The organism is Streptomyces sp. V4I2, from assembly GCF_030817655.1.
In the GTDB taxonomy this organism is placed as follows: domain Bacteria; phylum Actinomycetota; class Actinomycetes; order Streptomycetales; family Streptomycetaceae; genus Streptomyces; species Streptomyces plumbiresistens.
Genome location: NZ_JAUSZM010000003.1, coordinates 8400832 through 8420974, shown reverse-complemented (window position 1 = coordinate 8420974; position 20143 = coordinate 8400832). Strand labels below are relative to the sequence as shown.

The following is a 20143-nucleotide window of genomic DNA, read 5'->3' as shown; positions in this document are numbered from 1 at the left end:
CTCGATTCGAGAAACTATGGCTATATAACTATATGCCCATAACTATTGGGCCGCCGGGGTGAGCCGGTGTTCGCGGGCGTAGCCCTCCAGCAGTGAGCGCAACTGCCCGCGACCGCGGTGCAGCCGGGACAGGACCGTGCCGACGGGGGTCCGCATGATCTCGGCGATCTCCCGGACGGTGAAGCCCTCGACGTCGAAGAGGTACACGACGATCCGGAAGTCCTCGCGGATGGCCTGCAGCGCCGCTTTGACGTCCGCGTCGGGCAGGTGGTCGAGCGCCTCGGACTCGGTCGTACGCAGGCCCGTGGACGTGTGCGACTCGGCACGGGCCAGTTGCCGGTCCGCCGGCTCCGCCGTGCCGTCGTACTGTGGTCGACGCCTTTGGCTGCGGCGGGAGTTGAGATAGGTGGTGGTGAGAATGCGGTACAGCCACGCCTTCAGGTTCGTGCCCTCGCGGAACTGGTGGAAGGAGGTGTAGGCCCTGGCGTACGTCTCCTGGACGAGGTCCTCGGCGTCGGCGGGATGGCAGGTCAGGCGCAGGGCGGCCGAGTAGAGCGGGTCGAGGAACGTCAGGGCCGGTTCGAAGCGGGCCTGGAGGTCCGCCTCGCGACGCCGTGCGTCCTGCCGGTGCTGCCGCTCCTGCTGCCCGCGCATTGCGTCCCGGGCGGTTCCGGAGCGGGGGTGGGTGGTGCTCATGGTGCCTCCTGACGGATCCACGGTTCCTTCTGGTCGAGCGGCAGCTCGACCACGTGCACGGCATGTTCGAGCCACGCCGGTACGTCGTGCAGAGCGAGGACCAGGGTGGTGTCGGGCAGGTCCGCGAGGATGCCGAGGACGTGGCGGGCGGTGCGGTCGTCCAGACCCGTGGTCGGTTCGTCGACGATGAGTACGTGGGGGTGGCGGGCCAGGGCACGGCCCAGACACACCCGGCGGAGTTCGCCGCCCGAGAGCTGTCTGCCGCCGGGGCCGACGGGTGTGGTGGGCGGTCAGTCCGGTGCCGTTCAGCCACAGCTCGGCCAGACGGGTGTCGACCTCACTGTCGGTCAGGGCGGGGTCGGCGAGGCGCCAGTTGGATCCGAGTGTTCCGGTGAAGAGGTAGTCGTCGGCCGCGACGACCAGGGCGGTGGGCCGGTGGTCGTGGTCCTCGGTCGACTGCCTCAGCGACCGGGCGAGGGTGCGGAGCAGGGTGCTCTTGCCGCTGCCGGAACGGCCGGTGACGACGAGCGTCGCACCGCGGTCGACGGTGGCGCCGAGGACGCGGCCCGGCCGGAGGGCCGTCGGCGGAAGGTCGTAGTCGGCGAAGCCGAAGCCCTGTGCGGTGAACCAGGACCGGATTGCCGGGACGGTGGTGTCGCTCGGTGCGTGCGGCGGCGCGCTCTCGGTCAGTCTGCGGTGTGCGGCCCTCGCGGTACCCCGGGCTTCGGCGGCGTGTGCCAGGTGCCCGGCCTGGGCCGGCACGCCGAGGGCCAGCAGGGCGACGAACACGAACGTGGCGGGGTCCGGTGTGCTGTCCAGCACGCAGGCGAGCGTGGCGACGAGGGTGGCCGTGCCGACCAGGCCGGTGGTCAGCGCGGTCCGGAGCCTGCGCCGGCCGGCCGCTTCCCGCGCCGCGGCGAGCCGCGTGAGCCTGGTCGTCGTACGTGCCGCGAGTTCCCCGGCCGCGCCGAGCGACGCCATCTCCGCCCATGCGTCGACCGCGCCGACGAGTTCGGTGCGCAGTGCCTTGCGGGTGGACTGCTCTGCGTCGCGGGCGGTACCGGCCGTGCGGTGGGAGATCACCGCCGTGATCACGACGCCGGCCGCGAGTACGGCCGCCGGCAGGGCGGACGTGGCCAGTGCGACGGCGATGACGGCGCCGGCGGTCGTCGCGGCGGTGACGGCGACGGGTGCCGTGGACTCGATCAGCGCCATCCCCGCGCTCTCGGCGTCGGCCATGCTGCGGTCGAGCAGGTCGCCCGACCACAGGCGGTCCGGCTGGGCCGGGTCGGTCGCGGCGGCACGGTCGAAGAGGTCGGAGCGAGCGGCGGCGACCCGGCGCAGGGCGGCCGCGTGCAGCACCAGACGCTTGCTGTGGTTGCCGGCCACGCGGGCCAGGGCGAAGGCGCGCACCCCGCCGCTGGGGGCGACGTAGGAGAAGGAGCTGAAGGTGGCCGCGCCGGCCACGGCGCAGGCGCTGATGAACCAGCCCGACAGGCCGAGCAGCCCGGCGGAGGACAGTTCGGCGACGACGGCGAGCACCAGCCCGGCGGCCGCGAGGGAACGCGGCGCTCGGCCGCGGCGGACCTGGGTCATGGCGCGTTCACCAACCCCACGTCGTGCAGACGGCCGTCCTCGATGACGAGCACGGTGTCGGCCGCGGCGGCCAGCGGGAAGGAATGGGTGGCGACGACGACGGTGCAGCCCTCGGTGGCCCGCCGCAGGGCCGCGACGACGGCGCGCTCACTGTCCGCGTCGAGGTGGGCGGTCGGCTCGTCGAGCAGCCAGAGCCGGGCTCCGCGCAGAAAGGCGCGAGCGATGGCGATCCGGCGGGCCTCGCCGGTCGACACACCCCAACCCCCCTCACCGAGCCGCGTGTTCAGCCCTTCGGGCAGGCGCTCGAGCACGGCGTCCAGCCCGGCGGCGTCGACCGCCCGCCGGATCTGCCGCTCGGTGGCGTCCGGACGGCCGAGGCGGATGTTGTCGCGGACGGTCGCGTCGAGCAGCACCGTCTGCTGTCCGACCCAGGCGCATCCGCCGAGGGCCGGGGGCTGACGTACGGACAAGGTCTGCCACCGGACCTCTCCGCCCGTCGGCCGGCGCAGACCGGCGATCAGCGAGAGCAGCGTGCTCTTGCCGGAACCGGAGGGACCGGTGAGCGCGGTCCAGGTCCCGGGGGCCAACTCGGCGTCGGCGTGGATGGTGTCGCGGTCCGCGCCGCCGTAACGGAACCGGACTGCCGTCAGGGACACGCCGACCGGCTCGGACAGCCCCGGCCGGGCGGTCGTGCGGGGTGTCCCGGCGGGGGTGTCCGTCACGATGTCGCGGATGGCGCGTGCCGCGATCGTGGCGCGTTCCCGCTCATGGAAGGCGGCGGCCCGGGCGCGCATCGGGGCGAAGTGCATCGGGCAGATGAGCAGCACCAACAAGCCGCTGAACAGCGTGAGTTGGGGGGCATGCGGCACCCGAACATAGCCGAGCAGGGACAGGCCGACGTAGGTGGCGTTGACCGCGAGGGAGAACGTGATGACGACGTCCATGATCATCCCGGACAGGAAGGCGCGGCGCAGCACGCTCATCGTCGCCTTGTTCAGCCGCTCGGCGGCCGTCGTCACGGTTCGCCCGCGCCGGCCGGCCGCGCCGAGCTCGCGCAGTGTCCGCATGCCGCGGAAGCTGTCGAGGACGACGGCGTTCAGGTGCCGGGTGGCGCCCAGTTGCCGGTCCGCGCCGTGCTGGGCGAACAGCCCCGCCAGGCGCATGTTGAGGGGCAGCAGCGCGGTGGTCAGGACGAGGACGAGCGCGGCCGGCCAGTGCACCGCGGCGGTGACCGCCGGTACGGCGAGCATGGACAGCGGTGCCGAGCGACGCAGGGGTGCGGCCTGTGCGTGGTGGGCGGCGACGTCGTCGGCCAGATCGACCATCGCCCATGCCGCCTCGGCCGGTCCGGTCTCGCTGGTCCGCCCGGCGGCCGGCAGCAGAGCGCCCGTCAACCGCCGGCGCAGGTCGGTGGCGACGGCACGCGCACCCCGTTCGGCGAGCGCACCGGCCGCCCAGCCGGCGCCCACGGCCAGCGCACTCGCGACGGCGAAGACCGCGAGGCCCCGGGTCTCGTGTGTCACGGCCCTCTCCAACACCCCCTGGGCGAGCCATGCCAGGGCACCCCAGCGGGTGATCGTGACCATCGTCTCCAGTACCTGGAGGCTGCCCGCGAGGCCGAACCAGCGCCGTCCCGGCGCGGCGCACGCGGTGAGCCATGCGTCGTCGTCCCGCCGCTGTGCGGCGGTGCCCGGCCCGCTCGTCCCGTTCCTCGCGTCCCGCGCCTTCCTCTCATTCGTCGTCATGGGGGCGCCGCTCGTCGATGATCCAGGCGAGGCCACCGGCCAGCGCGATGGCGATCATGCCCAGGGTGGTCAGCAGCTGTGAATGAATCTGGCGGTAGCCACCGAACATCCCCTGGCAGACGAAGTAGGCGAGCAGGCCCAGCACGGTCCAGACGATCGCGGCGAGCAGGCGCCGGACGACTCGGACCGGTGCGGGGAGTGGGCTCCGGGTGGTCATGGGCGTGCTCCTGCGGCAAGGGGGCCTTGGGTTGTCGGGGCTTCGTGGCCTTCGGCTCCGGTGGTGAACTTTCCGGCGAAGGCCCGGTGGGCGAACACGTTGTAGGCGAGCACGAGCGGCATGTTCAGCCCGATGCCGACGAGGATGAAGACCATCGTGGAGTGCGGGCCGGCCGCGCTGCCGAGGGTGAGGTCCGGCGGCAGGAGCACCGGGTAACGGGCCACGCCCAGGGCGAGGAACACGGACACCGTCGCGACCACGAGTCCGCCGAGCGGCAGGGTGTCCGCGGCTCGGGAGGTCCGCCTCCACGCGAACCCGACGAGCGCGGTGCCTCCTCCCCCGGCGGCGAACAGCAGCAGGACGGCGAACGCGACGGCACGCCCCGGCGTGCCGAGGTTCAACGGCGCCGCCGTGGAGCCGACCGCGACGAGGACGGCGACCAGCAGCACTCCCGCGACCGCCGTGGCGACCGCGCCGCGTCGTGCCGCCGAATTCCGCAGCCGCCCGGCCGACTTGTGCTTGGTGTAGGCGTAGCCGAGCGCGGTGTACGCGGCCGTGACGGTGAGCCCCGACAGCACGCAGAACCAGCTGAAGGCCCCGAAGGCCGACCCGGTGTAGACGTCACCCCGCAGACGCACGGCCGAGGTCAGCGTCCCGAGGGCGAAGCCCTGCGCGAACGAGGCCAGCAGCGACGCCACGCCGAAGGCGGTGGTCCAGCGGGGAGCCGGGGGCGCCTGGGACGCCATCTCGACGCTCACGCCCCGCACGATGAGAGAGAACAGCATCACGATCATCGGCAGGTAGGCGTGCGGCAGGATCGTGCCGAAGGCCAGGGGGAAACCCGCCCAGAGCGCGACGCCGAGCAGGATGAGCCAGGTCTCGTTGCCGTCCCAGCCCACCGCGACGGACTCCAGCAGGTGGCGCCGGTGTGCGGGGTCGCGTTCGAAGAGGGTGGCCACGCCGATGCCGAGGTCGTAGCCGTCCAGCACCACGTACATCAGGAGACAGACGAGTACAGTCGCCGACCAGAGAGTGGTGGTCATCGGGCCGCCACCTCCCGGGAACCGAGCGGCACGGGCACGAGCGGCACGGGTTCCGGCGGGACGGGCTCCAGCGGTACGCCCTCCTCGGCGAGGCCGGTGTCCGGCAGGTCCTCCGGTGGAGGTTCCTGCCCCGGGTCGTCGCGTTCCGGGCCGATGCGCATGGTGCGGACGATGTAGGCGACGTACGCCACCAGCATGATCAGGTAGAGCGCGGAGAAGCCGACGACCGAGAACAGGACTTCGCCGGGTGCCAGCCGGGACACCGCGTCCGAGGTGCGCAGCTGCCCGAACACGATCCACGGTTGCCGTCCTGCCTCGGCGGTGACCCAGCCGCCGAGGATGGCCAGGATCCCCACCGGCGTGGTCCACAGGACGAACCGGTGGAAGCGGCGCGCGGTCCACAGGCGGTTGCGCAGGCGCAGGACCGTGGCCGCGAACGTGGTGCCGAACATCAGCACGGCCGCCAGGAACATGATGCGGAAGCCCCAGAAGGTCGCGGCCATGTCCGGCCGGTCGGCCGCCGGGGTGAGCTTCAGACCGGGCATGGCCGTCTTGCAGGTGAGGTCCTTGGCGATGTAGCTGCCGAGGCAGGGAATGTCGAGCTCGGCGATGTTCCGCGCGGCCTGCTGGTCCGGTATGGAGAACAGGACGAAGCCGGTGTCACCGTTGTTCCAGTTGCCTTCGATCGCCTCCAGCTTCGAGAGCTGATACGGCAGTTCGTGCCCGGCGACGTTGTCGCCGAGGTAGAGCTGGACGGGCATCAGCAGCGCGGCGATACCGAGCGCGATCGACATCGAGCGGCGGGCGAAGCCCTTCGCGCGTCCCTTGACCAGGTACCAGGCCGAGATGCCGGCGACGAAGAAGCTCGCCGAGATCAGGACGGCGGCCAGCATGTGCGGCCAGCGCCAGACGAACGACGGGTTGAAGATGACGCGCATCCAGTCCGTGGGCTCGAACCGGCCGTGGACGACCTTGAATCCGGCGGGCGTCTGCATCCACGAGTTCGCCGCGATGATCCAGGTGGAGGACAGGACGGTACCCACCGACACCATCACGGTGGACATGAACATCGTGCCCTTGCGCACCCGGCCGTCCCCGTAGAGCAGGACGCCGATGAAGCCGGCCTCGACGAAGAAGGCGGTCACGACCTCCATGCCGATGATCGGCCCGATGATCGGGCCCGTCCGTGCGCCGTACACACCCCAGTTGAGCCCCATCTCGAAGGTGATGACGGCGCCGGCGACCACGCCGATCGCGAAGCCGACGGCGAAGACACGCCGCCAGAACCGGAACATCTGCAGGTAGACCGCCCTGCCGGTACGCCAGTACAGCCCGTAGACGACCGACAGGAAGATCGAGAGTCCGACGGTGATCGCCGGGAAGGTCATGTGGAACAGGACGGTGATGGCGAACTGCCATCGCGACAAGTCGAGGAGACTCATCAGGTGCTCCCTATCTGGGGCGAGTTCAGACCTCGACGACCGAAGTGGCGGGCGGCGCGGCCTTGTTGAAGCGCGGCAGGGCGGCGGCAGCGACGGCGAGCAGGGCGACGATGCCCATCTGCACGTACTCGACACCGGCGAAGGCGTGGACGACGCTGTGCGGCGCCAGGACCAGGTAGAGGGTGCCGAGGGTGGCCACGCCGAGGGCGAGGCCGCTCTGCTGCAGGGTGATCAGTACGCCGCTGCCGATGCCCGCCAGGTGCGTGGGGACGTCGGCGAGGACGCTGCGGAACAGGCCGGCGAACAGCATCGACTGCCCGGCGCCGACCAGGGCGAGCGGCAGGGCCATCGCCCACAGGCTGACGTGGGGCCAGTTCTCGAGCAGGATCGTCACCAGGGAGACCAGTCCGGCGAGTTGGACGACGGCGCCGGCCGACAGGGCCGCCCTGCCGAACCGGGTGATCAGGCGGGGCGCGACCAGTGACCCGGCGAAGAAGAACAGGGCCATCGGCAGGATCGCCAGGCCGCTGTGCAGGGCGTCGACGTGCAGGCCGTTCTGGACGGTGAGGGCGAAGACGAACATGAACGCGCCGAAGCCGATGCTGAAGGCGAACACCATGACCAGGCCACGGGACATCGACGGCAGGCGCAGCAGGGACGGCGGCAGCAGCGGGACCTCGCCGCGCCGCTCGGTGCGCCTCTCCACGACGTAGGTGGCGACGCCGAGGACGACCGCGACGGCGAGCATCAGCCAGGTCCACCAGGGCCAGCCAAGGGAGTGGCCCTCGGTCAACGGGACCAGCAGGGCGGTCAGGGTGGCGGCGAACAGCACGGTGCCGGGCAGGTCGATGCCGACCGGGTGGTGCGAGCGGGTGTCCGGCACGATCCGTGCCGCCACCAGCAGCACGACGACGCCGATGGGCACGTTGACCAGGAAGATCGGCCGCCAGGAGGTGCCGGCCACATCAGCGCTGACCAGCAGGCCGCCCACCAGCTGCCCGACCACGGCGGCTATGCCGGAGGTCGCCCCGTACAGGGCCACGGCCCGGGACTTGCGCTCTCCTTCCAGCACGTGGTGGAAGGTCGCCAGCACCTGTGGGATGAGGAGGGCGGCGGTGGCGCCCTGGACGATGCGGGCCGCGATCAGCGCACCCACCGTCGGGGCTACGCCGCAGGCCAGCGAGGCCAGCACGAAGCCGACGAGCGCGCCGAGAAAGATCCGGCGGCGGCCGAACCGGTCGCCGAGCCGGCCGCCGAGGACGAGCAGGGTCGCGTACGCGACGCCGTACCCGGCGATGACCAGCTCCAGCGACGACGCCGAGGCGTGCAGCGAGGCGTCGATGCTGGGCAGGGCCACGTTGGTGATGAAGAAGTCCATGATCGGCAGGAAGGCGCCGGCCAGCAGGATGAACACCCCGACCGGGTGCAGCCCGCCCGCGCGGGCCGTGGCATGGGGCGAGAGCGTCGGCGCGCCCGCATGCCGGGAGGAGGTGGTTGTCGTCATGACAGCTCCCAGGAGACGGATGTTATGACCTCATAACTATGAAGCCATAAGCAGTATGCGCCCATAACTACTTCCGGGCAAGCCCGTACCCTGGAGCCGTGACGGAGGAGCGAGCAGAACCGACGAGCCCGACGATCGCACCGGACGACGGCCGGCGGTGGGCCGAGCTGGCCGACCTCGTGCTGATCATCAGCCGGGAGATCCAGTTCCGCGGATACAGCGACGAGCGGGCCGTCCCCCTGTCCCCGTCCGAGGGCATGGTGATGCGCTACCTGCACCGCGAGCCCGCCGCCCCGCCCAGCCGCATCGCCGAGGCGACCGGGCTGCAGCGCACCAACCTCTCCACCGTCCTCGGCGGACTGGAGCGCAAGGGTCTCATCGAGCGCCGCGCCGACCCGGGCGACGGCCGCGGGGTGACCGTCCACACCACCGAACGCGGACGCATCAACTACGCCCTGGTGCGCCGGGAATGGGCCGCCGCCGTCTCCGCGGCCGCCGACCACGACACCGAACACCTCGACGCGGCCCTGACCCTGCTCGCCGCCGTGGAGGCCGGCCTGGCGAGGACGCGCCCACGCACTCGCGCCACGCGTCCGCCGTCGGGTGCCTGACCTGCCGACGGCAGACGTCTGACCTGCCGACGGCAGCGGTCACCAGCGAAACGGCCAACGAACCGGACCACGCCATCAGGTCGGACGGCACGTATTGACTTGCACCTCGGGCTGAAGCCCGAGGATTCTGGCCTTCTCGATCGTTGCTGTGCCGCTACGCGGCACGGGGTTCGGTCGGGAATCCGTGGCTTCCTGTTTCTTCGCGCTGTGCCAGAACGAGTTCTGGTCTTACCGGCGCTCCGCAGGCCGATACCGCCAGTCCGGCGGCCGTCTTCACGTTGATCGCGGCGTTGATGTCCCGGTCGTGGACGGTGCCGCAGGCGGCTCGACCAGGACGGGTCCGCCGCCCTGCCGCAGCCGCTCGACCTGGCCGGTCATGGTCCGGGCCACTTCGAGGACGTCGTTGCCGTCGACGTGCTCGTAGCCGATGCCGTATCCGGCGGCGCGGGCGGAGAGCGGGGCGCGGTGCTGGTCGGCGGCGGGCGAGAACTCGGAGTAGTGGTTGTTCTCGCAGAGGAAGACGACCGGCAGGTCCCATACGGCGGCCAGGTTGACGGCCTCGTGGAACATGCCCTGGGCGACCGCCCCGTCGCCGAAGAACGCCACCACCACGTCACCGGCGGCGCGCAGCTTGGCCGCGGTCGCCACGCCTGCGGCGATGTGCAGTCCGGCGCCGACGATGCCGTTGGCGCCGTAGATGCCGAGGCCCGGGTCGGCGATGTGCATGGAGCCGCCGCGGCCGTGGCAGGTGCCCGCTTCCTTGCCCATCAGTTCGGCCATCATCGACGCGGTGTCCAGGCCCTTGGCGAGGACATGGCCGTGGCCGCGGTGGGTGGAGGCGATGCCGTCCCGGGCGCCGAGCGGCCAGCAGGCACCGACGGCACTGGCCTCCTGACCGATCGACAGGTGCAGGAAGCCGGGGATCTCGGTCGCCTTGTAGAGCTCGGACGCCCGCTCCTCGAAGCGCCGGATGCGGCGCATACGGCGGTACATTTCCAGGAGTTGCTCCGCGTCGACGAAGCCGGTGCCGGTGCCGGTGCCGGTGTACTGCGGTGCCTGAGTCATGAGCGTCCTCGCTACGCTCGCGCGGCCGGCGTGCCGCCTGCGTCCGTCTTTTTAATGTACCGTTTGGTCTAGCAAACTTCGTGACGTCAGCGGGGAGAGAAGCCATGCCACGACCGCCGGGCCACGGGCCGGATTTCGAGGTCAGGCGCCAGAAGATCATCGACACGGCCGCCGAGCTGTTCGCCCGCCAGGGCTACGCGGCGACCTCCGTCAACGACCTGGGCCGCGCGGTCGGGCTCGCCAAGGGAGCGCTGTACTACTACATCGGCTCCAAGGAGAACCTGCTGATCGAGATCCAGTCCCGGGTGATGGCGCCGCTGCTCGCCCGGGCCCGGCAGATCGCGGGCCTGGACGAGGAGCCGCTGCTGCGGCTGCGCCTGCTGTCGGAGTCGCTGCTGACGATCATCTACCGCCGGCTCGACCACATCTGGGTCTACGAACACGACTACCGCAGCCTCACCGGCGACTACCTGCAGACCCTGCTGCGCCAGCGCTCCGACTTCGAGCAGCTGGTCACGGGCCTGCTCACGGAGGCCATCGAGGAGGGCACCTTCCGCCCGGTGCACCCGCGCCTGGCCACCCTGCAGTTCCTCAACCTGCACAACCACACCTACCAGTGGGTCAAGCCGGAGGGCCGCTGGAGCGCCGCGGACCTGTCGCGGGAGTACTGCTCGACCCTGTTCCGCGGGTTCGCGGCCCCCGGCGCGGCCCTGCCGGACGTCGAGGAGCAGGCCGCGCGGTTCAAGCGCGACCGGACCGACCTGCCGCTCGACCCCGAGGCGGTCTGGGAACCGGCCTCGCTGGCGAGCTGACGCGGCTGACGAAGGAGGGCCCGCGGTGCACTGCGGGCCCTCACCCGCGTCACGCCTCCCGTACCAGCGCCCGGGCGATGACATTGCGCTGGAAGGGCCCGGTCAGCCGGTGCGGTAGAGGGCGGTGAGCAGTTCGATCACGGCCTGGGTGGCGGGGTGGGCGTCGCCGCGCCACCAGGCCAGGCGTACGGCGATGGGCTCGGCGTCGCGGACCGGTCGGTAGACGATCCCGGGGCGCGGGTACTGGTGGGCGGTGGACTCCGCGGTCACGCCGACGCCCCGGCCCGTGGAGATCTCGGTGAGCCAGTCGTCGATGTCGTGGGTCTCCTCGGTCTCGGGGCGGGCGTCCGGCGGCCACAGTGCGGCGGTCGTGGTGCCGGTACGCCGGTCGATGAGCAGGATGCGTCCGGCGAGGTCGGCGAGCCGGACGGAGCGGCGCCCGGCCAGCGGGTCGTCGGCGGCCAGCGCGCACAGCCGTCGCTCCAGCCCGACGAGGGCGGAGTCGAAGCGCCGGTCGTCCAAGGGCCTGCGCACCACCGCGAGATCGCAGGCGCCCTCCGCGAGACCGGCGGTGGCGGAGTTGACGCGGACCAGGTGCAGGTCGGTGTCGGGACGGGCCTGCGCCCAGCGGCGCTGGAAGGCGGGGGTGTGGCGGCCGAGCGCCGACCAGGCGTAGCCGATCCGCAGCCGGGTGTGCCCCGAGGTCGCCTCACGCACCAGGTCGTCGACCTCGCCGAGCACTCGCCGGGCCTGCGCCACCGCCCGCAGGCCGGTCGCGGTCGGCGTCACCTCGCGGGAGGTGCGGCGCAACAGCCGTACGCCCAGCGCCCGTTCGAGCGAGGCCAGCGCGCGGGACACGGCCGCCTGGGAGACGCCGAGCGCGATGGCCGCGTCGGTGAAGCTGCCCTCGTCGACGATCGCGACGAGACAGCGCAACTGGCGAAGCTCCACATCCATGCGTCCAGCGTATAGATCCGTGAACAGGCGCATTTTGCGTATGTGCCGTACGGCCGCACGATCGGCGCATGCGACCCGCATCCGCCTCAGCGACCGCGCCCATGAGCGCCACCGTCCCGGAGCCCGTACGTGGCCGGCTCGCCGGCGTCGCCACGATGGTCGGCAGCGGTCTGTCCAATCAGACCGGCGCCGCGATCGGCTCCCTCGCCTTCCCGGTGCTCGGGCCTCTCGGTGTCGTCGCGGTGCGCCAGTACGTCGCCGCGCTCGTCCTGCTGGCCGTCGGACGGCCGCGGCTGCGGGCCTTCACCTGGCGGCAGTGGTGGCCGGTGCTGTTGCTCGCCGTGGTGTTCGGGACGATGAACCTGTCCCTGTACAGCGCCATCGACCGGATCGGCCTGGGCCTCGCGGTGACCCTGGAGTTCCTCGGCCCGCTCACCGTCGCCCTGGCCGCGACGCGCCGCCGCGTGGACCTGTGCTGTGCGCTGGTCGCCGTGGCGGGGGTGGTCACGCTGATGCGTCCGCGGCAGTCGGCCGACTACCTCGGGATGGGCCTTGGGCTGCTCGCCGCCGCCTGCTGGGCGTCGTACATCCTTCTCAGCCGCACGGTGGGTCGCCGGGTCTCCGGCGCCCAGGGGTCGGCCGCGGCCGCCTGCGTGTCCGCCCTGTTGTTCCTGCCGGTCGGGGTCGTGCTCGTACTGCGGCAGCCGCCGGCCCCGGAGGCCGTCGGGTACGCGGTCGCTGCCGGTGTGCTGTCCTCGGCGGTGCCGTACCTCGCGGATCTGTTCACCCTGCGCCATGTGCCGGCCCAGGCCTTCGGGCTGTTCATGAGCGTCAACCCGGTTCTCGCCGCAGTCGTGGGGTGGCTCGCGCTCGGCCAGCAGCTGGGGTGGGCCGAGTGGGCGGGCATCGGCGGGATCGTCGCCGCGAACACGCTGAGCGTCGCGCGTGTAAAGCGCAGGTGACGAAACCGTTGACGGAAGCATGGCCCCCGCTTATCTTCTGATCGAATTTACGAACGCCGTTCGAAATTACGGACAGGGACGGTCCCGCATGCCGAAGATGTCAGAGCAGCCCCCCGCCATACGCCACAGATCCCTGATCCTGTGCGTGCTCGCCGTCCTGATCGCCATGGTGTCGGCGACGACCCCGGCCGCCGCCGCCGAGGGCCGCCCGTACACCAACGCGATCAAGTCGACCAAGGGCGCCGACCCCTGGCTCGAGTACTACAACGGCAACTACTACCTGGTCACCACGTCCTTCACCGGCGTGCTGACCATGCGGAAGTCGCCGACCCTCGCCGGACTCTCCACCGCCCCCAGCGTGCAGGTCTTCAGCGACACCACCGCCACCCGCAACACCAACATCTGGGCGCCCGAGCTGCACTTCCTCGACGGCCGCTGGTACCTGTACTACTCGGCGGGGCAGAGCGGTGTCGCCTGCTGCGACTCCCAGCGCACTCATGTGCTGGAGAGCGCGGGCACCGACCCGATGGGCCCGTACACCTACAAGAACCAGCTCAGCGGCTCCAACCTCACCCCCGGCGGCTGGCTCATCGACGCCACCGTCCTGAAGGCGAACAACAGCCTGTACATGATCGGCAGCGGCTTCATCAACGGCAGCACGCAGAGCCTGGTCATCGCGCCGATGAGCAACCCGTACACGCTGGCCAGCAGCACCTTCAGGATCATCTCCAGCCCCACCGCGAGCTGGGAGACCTCGGGCGGCGCGGTCAACAAGGGACCGGAACCGCTGTACCACGACGGCCGCACCTTCCTCACCTTCTCCGCCAGTTCCTGCCAGACCGCGGACTACAAGCTGGGGCAGCTGGAACTGACCGGCACCGACCCGCTGAACCCCGCCTCGTGGACGAAGAAGTCCACGCCGGTCTTCCAGCGCAATGACGCGGCGAGTGTCTACGGCCCCGGCCACAACGGCTTCTTCAGCTCGCCGGACGGCACCGAGAACTGGATCGTCTACCACGCCAACGACACCGCGAACGGCGGCTGCGGCAACGGCCGTACGACGCGGGCGCAGAAGTTCACCTGGAACGCGGACGGCACGCCGAACTTCGGCACCCCGGTGGCGCTCGGCACGACGCTGCCCGGCCCCGCGGGCGAGACGGCGGCGACCCCGACCGCGTACACCCTGGTGAACCGCAACAGCGGCAAGTGCCTGGACGTCGAGGGCGGCAACGCCGCGGACGGCACCAACATCTTCCAGTGGAGCTGCACCGGCGGCGCCAACCAGAAGTGGCGCGTCGAGGACCTCGGCAACGACACCAGTCGACTGGTCAACGTCGCCACCGGCAAGGTCATGGACACCGCGGGCTGCGCGACGGCCGACGGCACGGACATCGCCCAGTGGTCCTGGCTGAACAACAACTGCCAGAAGTTCCGTCTGGTCTACACGGCCACCGGGGACTACGTGCGGATCGTGAACGAGAACAGCGGCAAGGTCGCCGACGTCGCGAACTGCTCCACCGTGAACGGGGCCGACGTACGGCTGTGGACGTGGCTGAACAACACCTGCCAGCAGTGGCGGATCGTGCCCACGACCTGACGCCCTCCCCTCCCTGCTTCTCCCCTCCCTCCCCCTCCCCGCACTCCGTGATCTGGAGAACCCCCTTGAGACGCAACACCGTACGGCTGCTCATGGCCGTCCTCTTCGCCCTGGTGGGCTGCCTGGCCGGGCCCGGCACCATCGCCCACGCGGCCGTGCCCGACTCCCCCGCCGTGACGTACACCAACCCGATCGCCGAACAGCGCGCCGACCCGCACATCTTCAAGCACACCGACGGCTACTACTACTTCACCGCCACCGTGCCCGCGTACGACCGCATCGTGCTGCGCCGGGCGACCACCATCCAGGGCCTGAAGACCGCGCCCGAGACGACGATCTGGACCAAGCACGCCAGCGGCGTGATGGGCGCCAACATCTGGGCGCCGGAGATCCACTACATCGACGGCAAGTGGTACGTGTACTTCGCCGCCGGCTCCACCAGTGACAAGTGGGCGATCCGGATGTACGTCCTGGAGGGCACCGGAGCCAACCCGCTCACCGCGACCTGGGCCGAGAAGGGCCAGATCAAGACGACGTGGGAGAGCTTCTCCCTCGACGCCACCACCTTCGTCGTGGGCGGCGTCCGCTACCTCTCCTGGGCCCAGCGCAACCCGGCCGAGGACAACAACACCAGCCTGTTCATCGCGAAGATGGCCAACCCCTGGACGATCACCGGCACCGCGGCCGAGATATCCCAGCCGACGCTGTCCTGGGAGACGATCGGCTTCAAGGTCAACGAAGGCCCCGCGGTGATCCAGCGGGGCGGCAAGGTCTTCATGACCTACTCGGCCAGCGCGACCGACGCGAACTACTGCCTCGGCATGCTGACCGCCTCCGCGACGGCCGACCTGACCAACCCGGCGTCCTGGGCCAAGGGTTCCCAGCCGGTGTTCAAGTCGAGTGACGCGACCTCGCAATACGGCCCTGGCCACAACTCCTTCACCGTCTCCGAGGACGGCAAGTCCGACATCCTCGTCTACCACGACCGCAGCTACAAGGACATCACCGGCGACCCGCTGAACGACCCCAACCGCCGTACCCGCGTCCAGAAGGTGTACTGGAAGGCCGACGGCACCCCCGACTTCGGCATCCCGGTGGCCGACGGAGTCACCCCGCAGCGCTTCTCGTCGTACAACTTCGCGGACCGCTTCATCCGCCACTTCGACTACCGGGCCCGGATCGACGCCAACGTCAGCCCGCTCGCGGACTCCCAGTTCCGCGTGGTCACCGGCCTGACCGGCAGCGGCACCGTGTCACTGGAGTCGGCCAACTTCCCCGGCTACTACCTGCGGAGCAACGCGAGCTTCGAGGTCCGGCTGGAGAAGAACGACGGCTCGGCCCAGTTCGCCTCCGACGCCACCTTCTACAAGCGCGCGGGCCTGTCCGACTCGGCGGGCGTCTCCTACGAGTCGTACGCCTCCGCGGGCCGCTACATCCGTCACTACACCTACCTGCTGTACGTGCAGACGCCCAGCACGGCCACCGACCGGGCGGACGCCACGTTCTACGGCCAGTGAGTCACACCCGGTGAGTGGGCGCGGGCCGGTGTCCCCGGCCCGCCCCCGGGGCACCCGGTGGCACATGAGGATCCTGCTGACCGGGTGGTTCAGCTTCCGGGACGGGGAGGCGACCGCCGGAGACGTGCTCGCGCTGCGGCGCGTCGAGGATGTGCTGGGACAGGCGGAGATCCCGTACGACGTCGTGTGGAGCCCGGGATTCCGGCCCGGGGCCCTGCACCTTGCCGGGGTCCGGCCCGAGGAGTACTCCCACCTGGTGTTCGTGTGCGGGCCCCTGCACGGGCCGCAGGTCGAGGACTTGCACCGGCGGTTCGCGCACTGTGTGCGGATCGCCGTCGGGACGTCCGTCGTCGACCCCGGCGCGCCCGCCACCACCGGCTTCCATCGCGTGCTGGCGCGGGACGCCCCGGGCGCGGAGCCGGTGCGGGACCTGTCGACCCGCGCCTCCGCGGCCTCGGTCCCGCCGGTGGCCGGGGTGATCCTCACGCAGCACGAGTACGGGCCCCGGCGGCGGCACGGGCAGGTCGCCGACGAGGTGACCCGCTGGCCGGCGGGCCGGGACTGCGCCCGGCTGGAACTGGAGACCCGGCTCGACGCGCACGACTGGCGGCTGAGCGCCACGCCGGCGCAGCTGGAGTCCGTGCTCGGCCGGCTGGACCTCGTCGTCACGGACCGGCTGCACGGGCTGGTGCTGGCGCTGCGGGCCGGCATCCCCGCCCTGGCCGTCGACCCGGTCACGGGCGGCGCGAAGGTGACCGCGCAGGCCCGTGCCTGCGGCTGGCCCGCGCCGGTGGCCGCCGACCACCTCGACGCCGACCTGCTCGACCACTGGTGGCAGTGGTGTCTGAGCACCGGCCGGGAGGCCGCCCGGCGGATCCGCGCCGACTTCCTGGCGGGCGCGGAACCCGACGGCGCGGACGCCCTGCCGGACGCCCTGGAGCGGCGTCTCACCGGTTAGTCCGCGCAACGGCCGGGGACCCGGAGAGGGACTTCCGGCCCCACGAGGAGTGACCGTGACCACTAGCCGACTCCCCGACCACGAGCAGCGCATCCTCGACGAGATGGAACGCGCGCTACGCCGCGACCGCCGCCTCGAGCGCCGCATGCGCACACTGCGGCCGCGCCGGCCGTCCGTCCTGTCCCGGCTGGCGCACTGGCGGCCGCCCACCTTGATCGTCGCACTCCTGGTCGGCGTGTCGACCGGGCTCATGGTGACCGGCATCCGCACCTCCGACCCCGGCGTGATCTGGGCCTTCGCCGCCGTATGGCCCCCCACGCTGTACTCGGTGTTCCGCCTGCTGTGCCGGTGGACCGATGGCTGAGGCGTTTGTGGCCGGGGGCCACGGGGCCCCGGCCGCCAGGAGGTGATCGTCATGCCCGAGCCAGGAGGCAAGAAGTACGACACCCGGCGGGCGCGGCTGCGCAAGGAGGCGGAACGGTCGGGTGTCTCCGACCAGGATGCCAACGCGGCCGCCAACGAGGCCCTGCAGCAGGATCCGGAGTGGCAGAGCCGGGGCCCGCGCACCGAACGCGGACGGGGCCCGAAGGGCGAGCGCCCGGAGAACGAGTGACCGAAGAGCGAGTGACCCGGCCGGCCGATCAGGGCGGCCGGGTCCAGCCGTGTCTCCGGCTCCGGTTCAGCCCGTGTAGCTGCGGGCGGTCGAGTTCCGCTGGGCGTGCTCCAGCATGCGCAGCCGTGACTCGACCGCCGCCGGCAGCACCCGGCGCTCGCGCAGCACCCACGGGAGTGCGGCCGTCGCCTCGGCGAAGGCGCGCAGGGACGCCCGGTCGCGGGGGACCGTGCGGGCCAGGTGGACGGTACGGCGCAGTGCGGGCCCGACCGGGCGGCGCAGCCAGGTGAACCACAGCGTGTTGCGGATGCCGTGCGTCCGCCGGAGCGTGGAATCCCTTGCCACCGAGGGCTGGTGATGGACCGTCAGGTCCTCCGCGTACGTCAGCCACCAGCCGTCCGCCGCCAGATCCGCGGCGAGCAGTTCCTCCTCGCCGCCCAGCCACAGCCGCGGATGGAAGCCGCCCGCGGCCCGGAAGGCGTCGGCGCGCAGCACGGTGGCCGCGGCCAGGAAGGAGCCCAGCGCCGGGCCGGGCAGCCACTCGGGGCCGGGCACGGGTGAGTTGCGCAGTTCCTCGGTGATCGGGTCGTCGGTGCCGTCGGGTTCGACGACGATACGGGCCGTGACGGAGGCGAGCGCCGGGTGCCGGTCGAGGAGGTCGGCGGCGCCGGACAGCGCCCCGGGCGCCCACCAGGAGTCGTCGTCGCAGAAGGCCACGTACGGCGTACGGACCTGGCGCACGGCCAGGTTGCGGCCGACGGCGCCCAGGTTGCGGCCGGGGCGCAGCAGCCGTACGTCCGGGTGGTGCCGGGCGACGGCGGGGGCGGTGCCGTCCGTGGAGGCGTTGTCGGTGACGATCACGGCGGGCCGCTCGGGCAGCCGGGCGAGCCGGTCGAGGGTGCGCAGGAGTTCGGGGCGCCGGTTGTGGGTGATGACCACGACGGTGGTGCGGGGGTCGGTCATGCGGGGACTCCTGGGGCGCGGTCCAGCAGGCGGGCGGCGCGCTCGACGTCCGGCGGCAGGGCCTTGCGGGCGTGCAGTGCGGTGGGCAGGCGGACGAGCGCCTCGCGCAGGGCGCGCAGAGCCTGGCCGTCATGGCGGGCGGCGGCGGCCAGGTCCCGGGTGCGGGCCAGCGCGTACGGCAGGGGGCGGCGCAGCCAGGCGGTGAGGAGCGCGTTGCGGCGCATGACGGCCCGGCGGTGGGTGCGGGGGGCCGGATCCGGGTGGTGGTGGGCGATCAGGTCCGGGCAGTGGGTGACGCCCCAGCCGCGGGCGGCGAGGTCATAAGCGAGGAGGGTCTCCTCGCCGCCCAAGAACAGCAGTTGGTGGTAGCCGCCCGCCTCCAGGTAGGCGCTTCGCCGGGCGACGGCGGCGCAGCCGAGGAAGCCCAGGACCTGGGGGCCGGGGAGGTCGGTGGCAGTGCCGAGCGGGGAGTCGGCGAGCACGTCGTTGAGCGGGTCGGGGGCCCCGTCGGGGCCGACGAGGGTACGGGCGGCGAGCAGCCCGAGCCTCGGGTACGCGTCGAACAGGCGGGCCGCCCGGTCCAGCGCGCCCGGCGCCCACCAGGAGTCGTCGTCGCTGAACGCCACGTACGGGGTGTCGAGGGCGCGCACCCCGTGGTTGCGGGCGAGGGCGCCGCGGTTGAACGGCAGGGCCAGCACGCGGACCTGCGGGAAGTCGCGGGCAACCATGGTGCGGGTGTCGTCGGTGGAGGCGTTGTCCACCACGAGGACAGGGGGGCGTTCGGGGAGGGCGCAGAGTCGACTGAGGGTCTCGGCGAGGCTGCCGGAGCGATTTCGGGTGGCGATGACGATGCCGACGGGTGCCTGAGTCATGGTGGAGGGATGCCTCGCAGTTCGCGCAGGGCGGCCAGTACGTCGTCGGGGCGGATGCGCAGCAGGGCCGGGTCGGTGCGGCGCCCGTGCGGGTCGCCGTCCGGGCCCGGATGCCACAGGACCTGGTGACGCGGGTGCGCGGGCGGGCCCCAACGGCTCGGCGGGACCGGGCCGAAGAGGGTGACGGAGGGGGTGCCGTGGGCGACCGCGAGATGCGCGATGCCGGTGTCGCCGCTGACCACGGCGCGGGCATCGGCGACCAGCGCGGAGAGCCGGTCGAAGGGGAGGCCGCCGCCGAAGACGTCCGTGTCGGGCAGGTCGGCGCGCTTGGCGAGGTCGGCCACCAGATCGCCCTCGTCCGCTCCCCCGGTCACCACGACCCGCTGCCCGCGCTCACGCAGCGCCTCGGCGACCGTGGCGTAGTCCTCCGTCGGCCAGCAACGCGAGGGTGCGCCCGCCCCGGGGTGCAGGACGACGGCGCCGGGGGCCGGGGACGGTCCGGGCGGACGCGGCAGCCGCAGGTCGGCCGGGTCGGCGTCGATGCCGTACGACCGCAGGAGCCGGCACCAGCGGGCCCGTTCGTGTTCCTCCGGGAACCACTGCGGGCCGTCGACCTCGGGGGTCTCGGGGTGCGCGAAGGCCAGCAGCTCCAGCGGGCGCAGCCGCATCAGCAGACGGTGACTGGGCGGGCCGTTGCCGTGCAGGTCGACCGCGATGTCGGGGGGCGGGCCGGTCCAGTCGATGCGGTGGGGGACGGCCCGTCCGGGTGCCGACGCGGGCAGCAGCCGGTCGACCGCGCCCGTGGCCGCCACGACCGGTCCGAGCTCGGCGGGCGCGGCCAGCACGAGTTCATGCCCGGGATGGGCGCGGCGCAGGGCGCGGAGCGCGGGCACACCGGCGAGGAGGTCACCGAGGCCGAGGGCGCGCAGGACGAGGAGGCGGGGGCGGCGTCGGGTGCGCTGGGGGGTCATGG

20 protein-coding genes and 1 pseudogene are annotated in these 20143 nt (G+C 72.1%); 8 read left to right on the top strand and 13 right to left on the bottom strand.

The window, feature by feature from the left end:
* Window positions 1–42: 42 nt before the first annotated feature.
* The 8 genes and pseudogenes from QFZ76_RS39500 to QFZ76_RS39465 form a co-directional block, all read right to left on the bottom strand.
* Window positions 43–654: a sigma-70 family RNA polymerase sigma factor gene (locus tag QFZ76_RS39500; RefSeq protein ID WP_307680260.1), complete on the bottom strand. Its 612-nt coding sequence runs from the start codon at window positions 652–654 to the stop codon at window positions 43–45.
* A gap of 38 nt (window positions 655–692) precedes the next feature.
* Window positions 693–926 carry a hypothetical protein gene (locus QFZ76_RS39495; protein WP_307678165.1) on the bottom strand — a complete coding sequence of 78 codons (234 nt, stop codon included), beginning with the start codon at window positions 924–926 and terminating at the stop codon, window positions 693–695.
* 235 nt (window positions 927–1161) lie between these two features.
* Window positions 1162–1677 (bottom strand): annotated as a pseudogene (locus QFZ76_RS51950) (ATP-binding cassette domain-containing protein); the annotation flags it as partial.
* Between the two features lie 611 nt (window positions 1678–2288).
* A complete protein-coding gene (locus QFZ76_RS39485; RefSeq protein ID WP_307678163.1) occupies window positions 2289–4037 on the bottom strand; it encodes an ABC transporter ATP-binding protein/permease in 1749 nt (582 codons plus the stop codon).
* Window positions 4024–4254: a hypothetical protein gene (locus tag QFZ76_RS39480; protein WP_307678162.1), complete on the bottom strand. Its 231-nt coding sequence runs from the start codon at window positions 4252–4254 to the stop codon at window positions 4024–4026. The genes QFZ76_RS39485 and QFZ76_RS39480 overlap by 14 nt, the downstream gene beginning before the upstream one ends.
* On the bottom strand, window positions 4251–5297 hold the full coding sequence (locus QFZ76_RS39475; protein ID WP_307678161.1) for a cytochrome d ubiquinol oxidase subunit II: 1047 nt from the start codon (window positions 5295–5297) through the stop codon (window positions 4251–4253). Before QFZ76_RS39475 ends, QFZ76_RS39480 begins: the two co-directional genes overlap by 4 nt.
* Window positions 5294–6739, bottom strand: a complete 1446-nt coding sequence (locus tag QFZ76_RS39470; RefSeq protein WP_307678160.1) for a cytochrome ubiquinol oxidase subunit I — start codon at window positions 6737–6739, stop codon at window positions 5294–5296. The genes QFZ76_RS39475 and QFZ76_RS39470 overlap by 4 nt, the downstream gene beginning before the upstream one ends.
* A 25-nt stretch (window positions 6740–6764) precedes the next feature.
* Complete coding sequence (locus QFZ76_RS39465; RefSeq protein WP_307678159.1) at window positions 6765–8243, bottom strand: MFS transporter; 1479 nt, start codon at window positions 8241–8243, stop codon at window positions 6765–6767.
* 98 nt (window positions 8244–8341) lie between these two features.
* Here QFZ76_RS39465 and QFZ76_RS39460 point away from each other — a divergent pair, with 98 nt between their 5' ends.
* Window positions 8342–8854: a MarR family winged helix-turn-helix transcriptional regulator gene (locus QFZ76_RS39460; protein ID WP_307678158.1), complete on the top strand. Its 513-nt coding sequence runs from the start codon at window positions 8342–8344 to the stop codon at window positions 8852–8854.
* A 273-nt stretch (window positions 8855–9127) separates the two neighbouring features.
* Here the strand turns inward: QFZ76_RS39460 and QFZ76_RS39450 are convergent, their stop codons facing one another.
* On the bottom strand, window positions 9128–9919 hold the full coding sequence (locus tag QFZ76_RS39450; RefSeq protein WP_373464423.1) for a thiamine pyrophosphate-dependent dehydrogenase E1 component subunit alpha: 792 nt from the start codon (window positions 9917–9919) through the stop codon (window positions 9128–9130).
* Window positions 9920–10023: 104 nt separating this feature from the next.
* On the opposite strand from QFZ76_RS39450, the gene QFZ76_RS39445 reads away from it, so the two are divergent.
* The gene (locus QFZ76_RS39445) at window positions 10024–10731 is read left to right on the top strand and encodes a TetR/AcrR family transcriptional regulator (protein WP_266449752.1); all 708 of its coding nucleotides are present in this window, start codon (window positions 10024–10026) and stop codon (window positions 10729–10731) included.
* Between the two features lie 102 nt (window positions 10732–10833).
* Here the strand turns inward: QFZ76_RS39445 and QFZ76_RS39440 are convergent, their stop codons facing one another.
* Window positions 10834–11688, bottom strand: coding sequence for a LysR family transcriptional regulator (locus QFZ76_RS39440; RefSeq protein ID WP_307678157.1), 855 nt, complete (start codon window positions 11686–11688; stop codon window positions 10834–10836).
* Between the two features lie 68 nt (window positions 11689–11756).
* Here QFZ76_RS39440 and QFZ76_RS39435 point away from each other — a divergent pair, with 68 nt between their 5' ends.
* From QFZ76_RS39435 to QFZ76_RS39410, 6 genes are all read left to right on the top strand, one after another.
* Entirely contained in the window at window positions 11757–12650 is an 894-nt protein-coding gene (locus QFZ76_RS39435; RefSeq protein WP_373464422.1) for a DMT family transporter, read from the top strand.
* A gap of 166 nt (window positions 12651–12816) precedes the next feature.
* Complete coding sequence (locus QFZ76_RS39430; RefSeq protein WP_373464560.1) at window positions 12817–14247, top strand: family 43 glycosylhydrolase; 1431 nt, start codon at window positions 12817–12819, stop codon at window positions 14245–14247.
* Between the two features lie 65 nt (window positions 14248–14312).
* Window positions 14313–15764, top strand: a complete 1452-nt coding sequence (locus QFZ76_RS39425) for a family 43 glycosylhydrolase (protein WP_307678155.1) — start codon at window positions 14313–14315, stop codon at window positions 15762–15764.
* 64 nt (window positions 15765–15828) lie between these two features.
* Window positions 15829–16722, top strand: a complete 894-nt coding sequence (locus QFZ76_RS39420; protein WP_307678154.1) for a polysaccharide pyruvyl transferase family protein — start codon at window positions 15829–15831, stop codon at window positions 16720–16722.
* A gap of 55 nt (window positions 16723–16777) precedes the next feature.
* Window positions 16778–17086 carry a DUF3040 domain-containing protein gene (locus tag QFZ76_RS39415; RefSeq protein WP_307678153.1) on the top strand — a complete coding sequence of 103 codons (309 nt, stop codon included), beginning with the start codon at window positions 16778–16780 and terminating at the stop codon, window positions 17084–17086.
* Window positions 17087–17137: 51 nt separating this feature from the next.
* On the top strand, window positions 17138–17335 hold the full coding sequence (locus tag QFZ76_RS39410; protein ID WP_307678152.1) for a hypothetical protein: 198 nt from the start codon (window positions 17138–17140) through the stop codon (window positions 17333–17335).
* A 66-nt stretch (window positions 17336–17401) separates the two neighbouring features.
* Here QFZ76_RS39410 and QFZ76_RS39405 read toward each other — a convergent pair whose 3' ends face one another.
* Genes QFZ76_RS39405 through QFZ76_RS39395 form a run of 3 tightly spaced genes read right to left on the bottom strand, consistent with a single transcriptional unit; the run spans window position 17402 to window position 20141 of the window.
* Window positions 17402–18298 (bottom strand): glycosyltransferase family 2 protein, encoded by an 897-nt coding sequence (locus tag QFZ76_RS39405; protein ID WP_307678151.1) that lies wholly within the window; start codon window positions 18296–18298, stop codon window positions 17402–17404.
* Complete coding sequence (locus QFZ76_RS39400) at window positions 18295–19170, bottom strand: glycosyltransferase family 2 protein (RefSeq protein ID WP_307678150.1); 876 nt, start codon at window positions 19168–19170, stop codon at window positions 18295–18297. Before QFZ76_RS39400 ends, QFZ76_RS39405 begins: the two co-directional genes overlap by 4 nt.
* Window positions 19167–20141 (bottom strand): glycosyltransferase family 9 protein, encoded by a 975-nt coding sequence (locus QFZ76_RS39395; protein ID WP_307678149.1) that lies wholly within the window; start codon window positions 20139–20141, stop codon window positions 19167–19169. Before QFZ76_RS39395 ends, QFZ76_RS39400 begins: the two co-directional genes overlap by 4 nt.
* Window positions 20142–20143 lie beyond the last annotated feature (2 nt).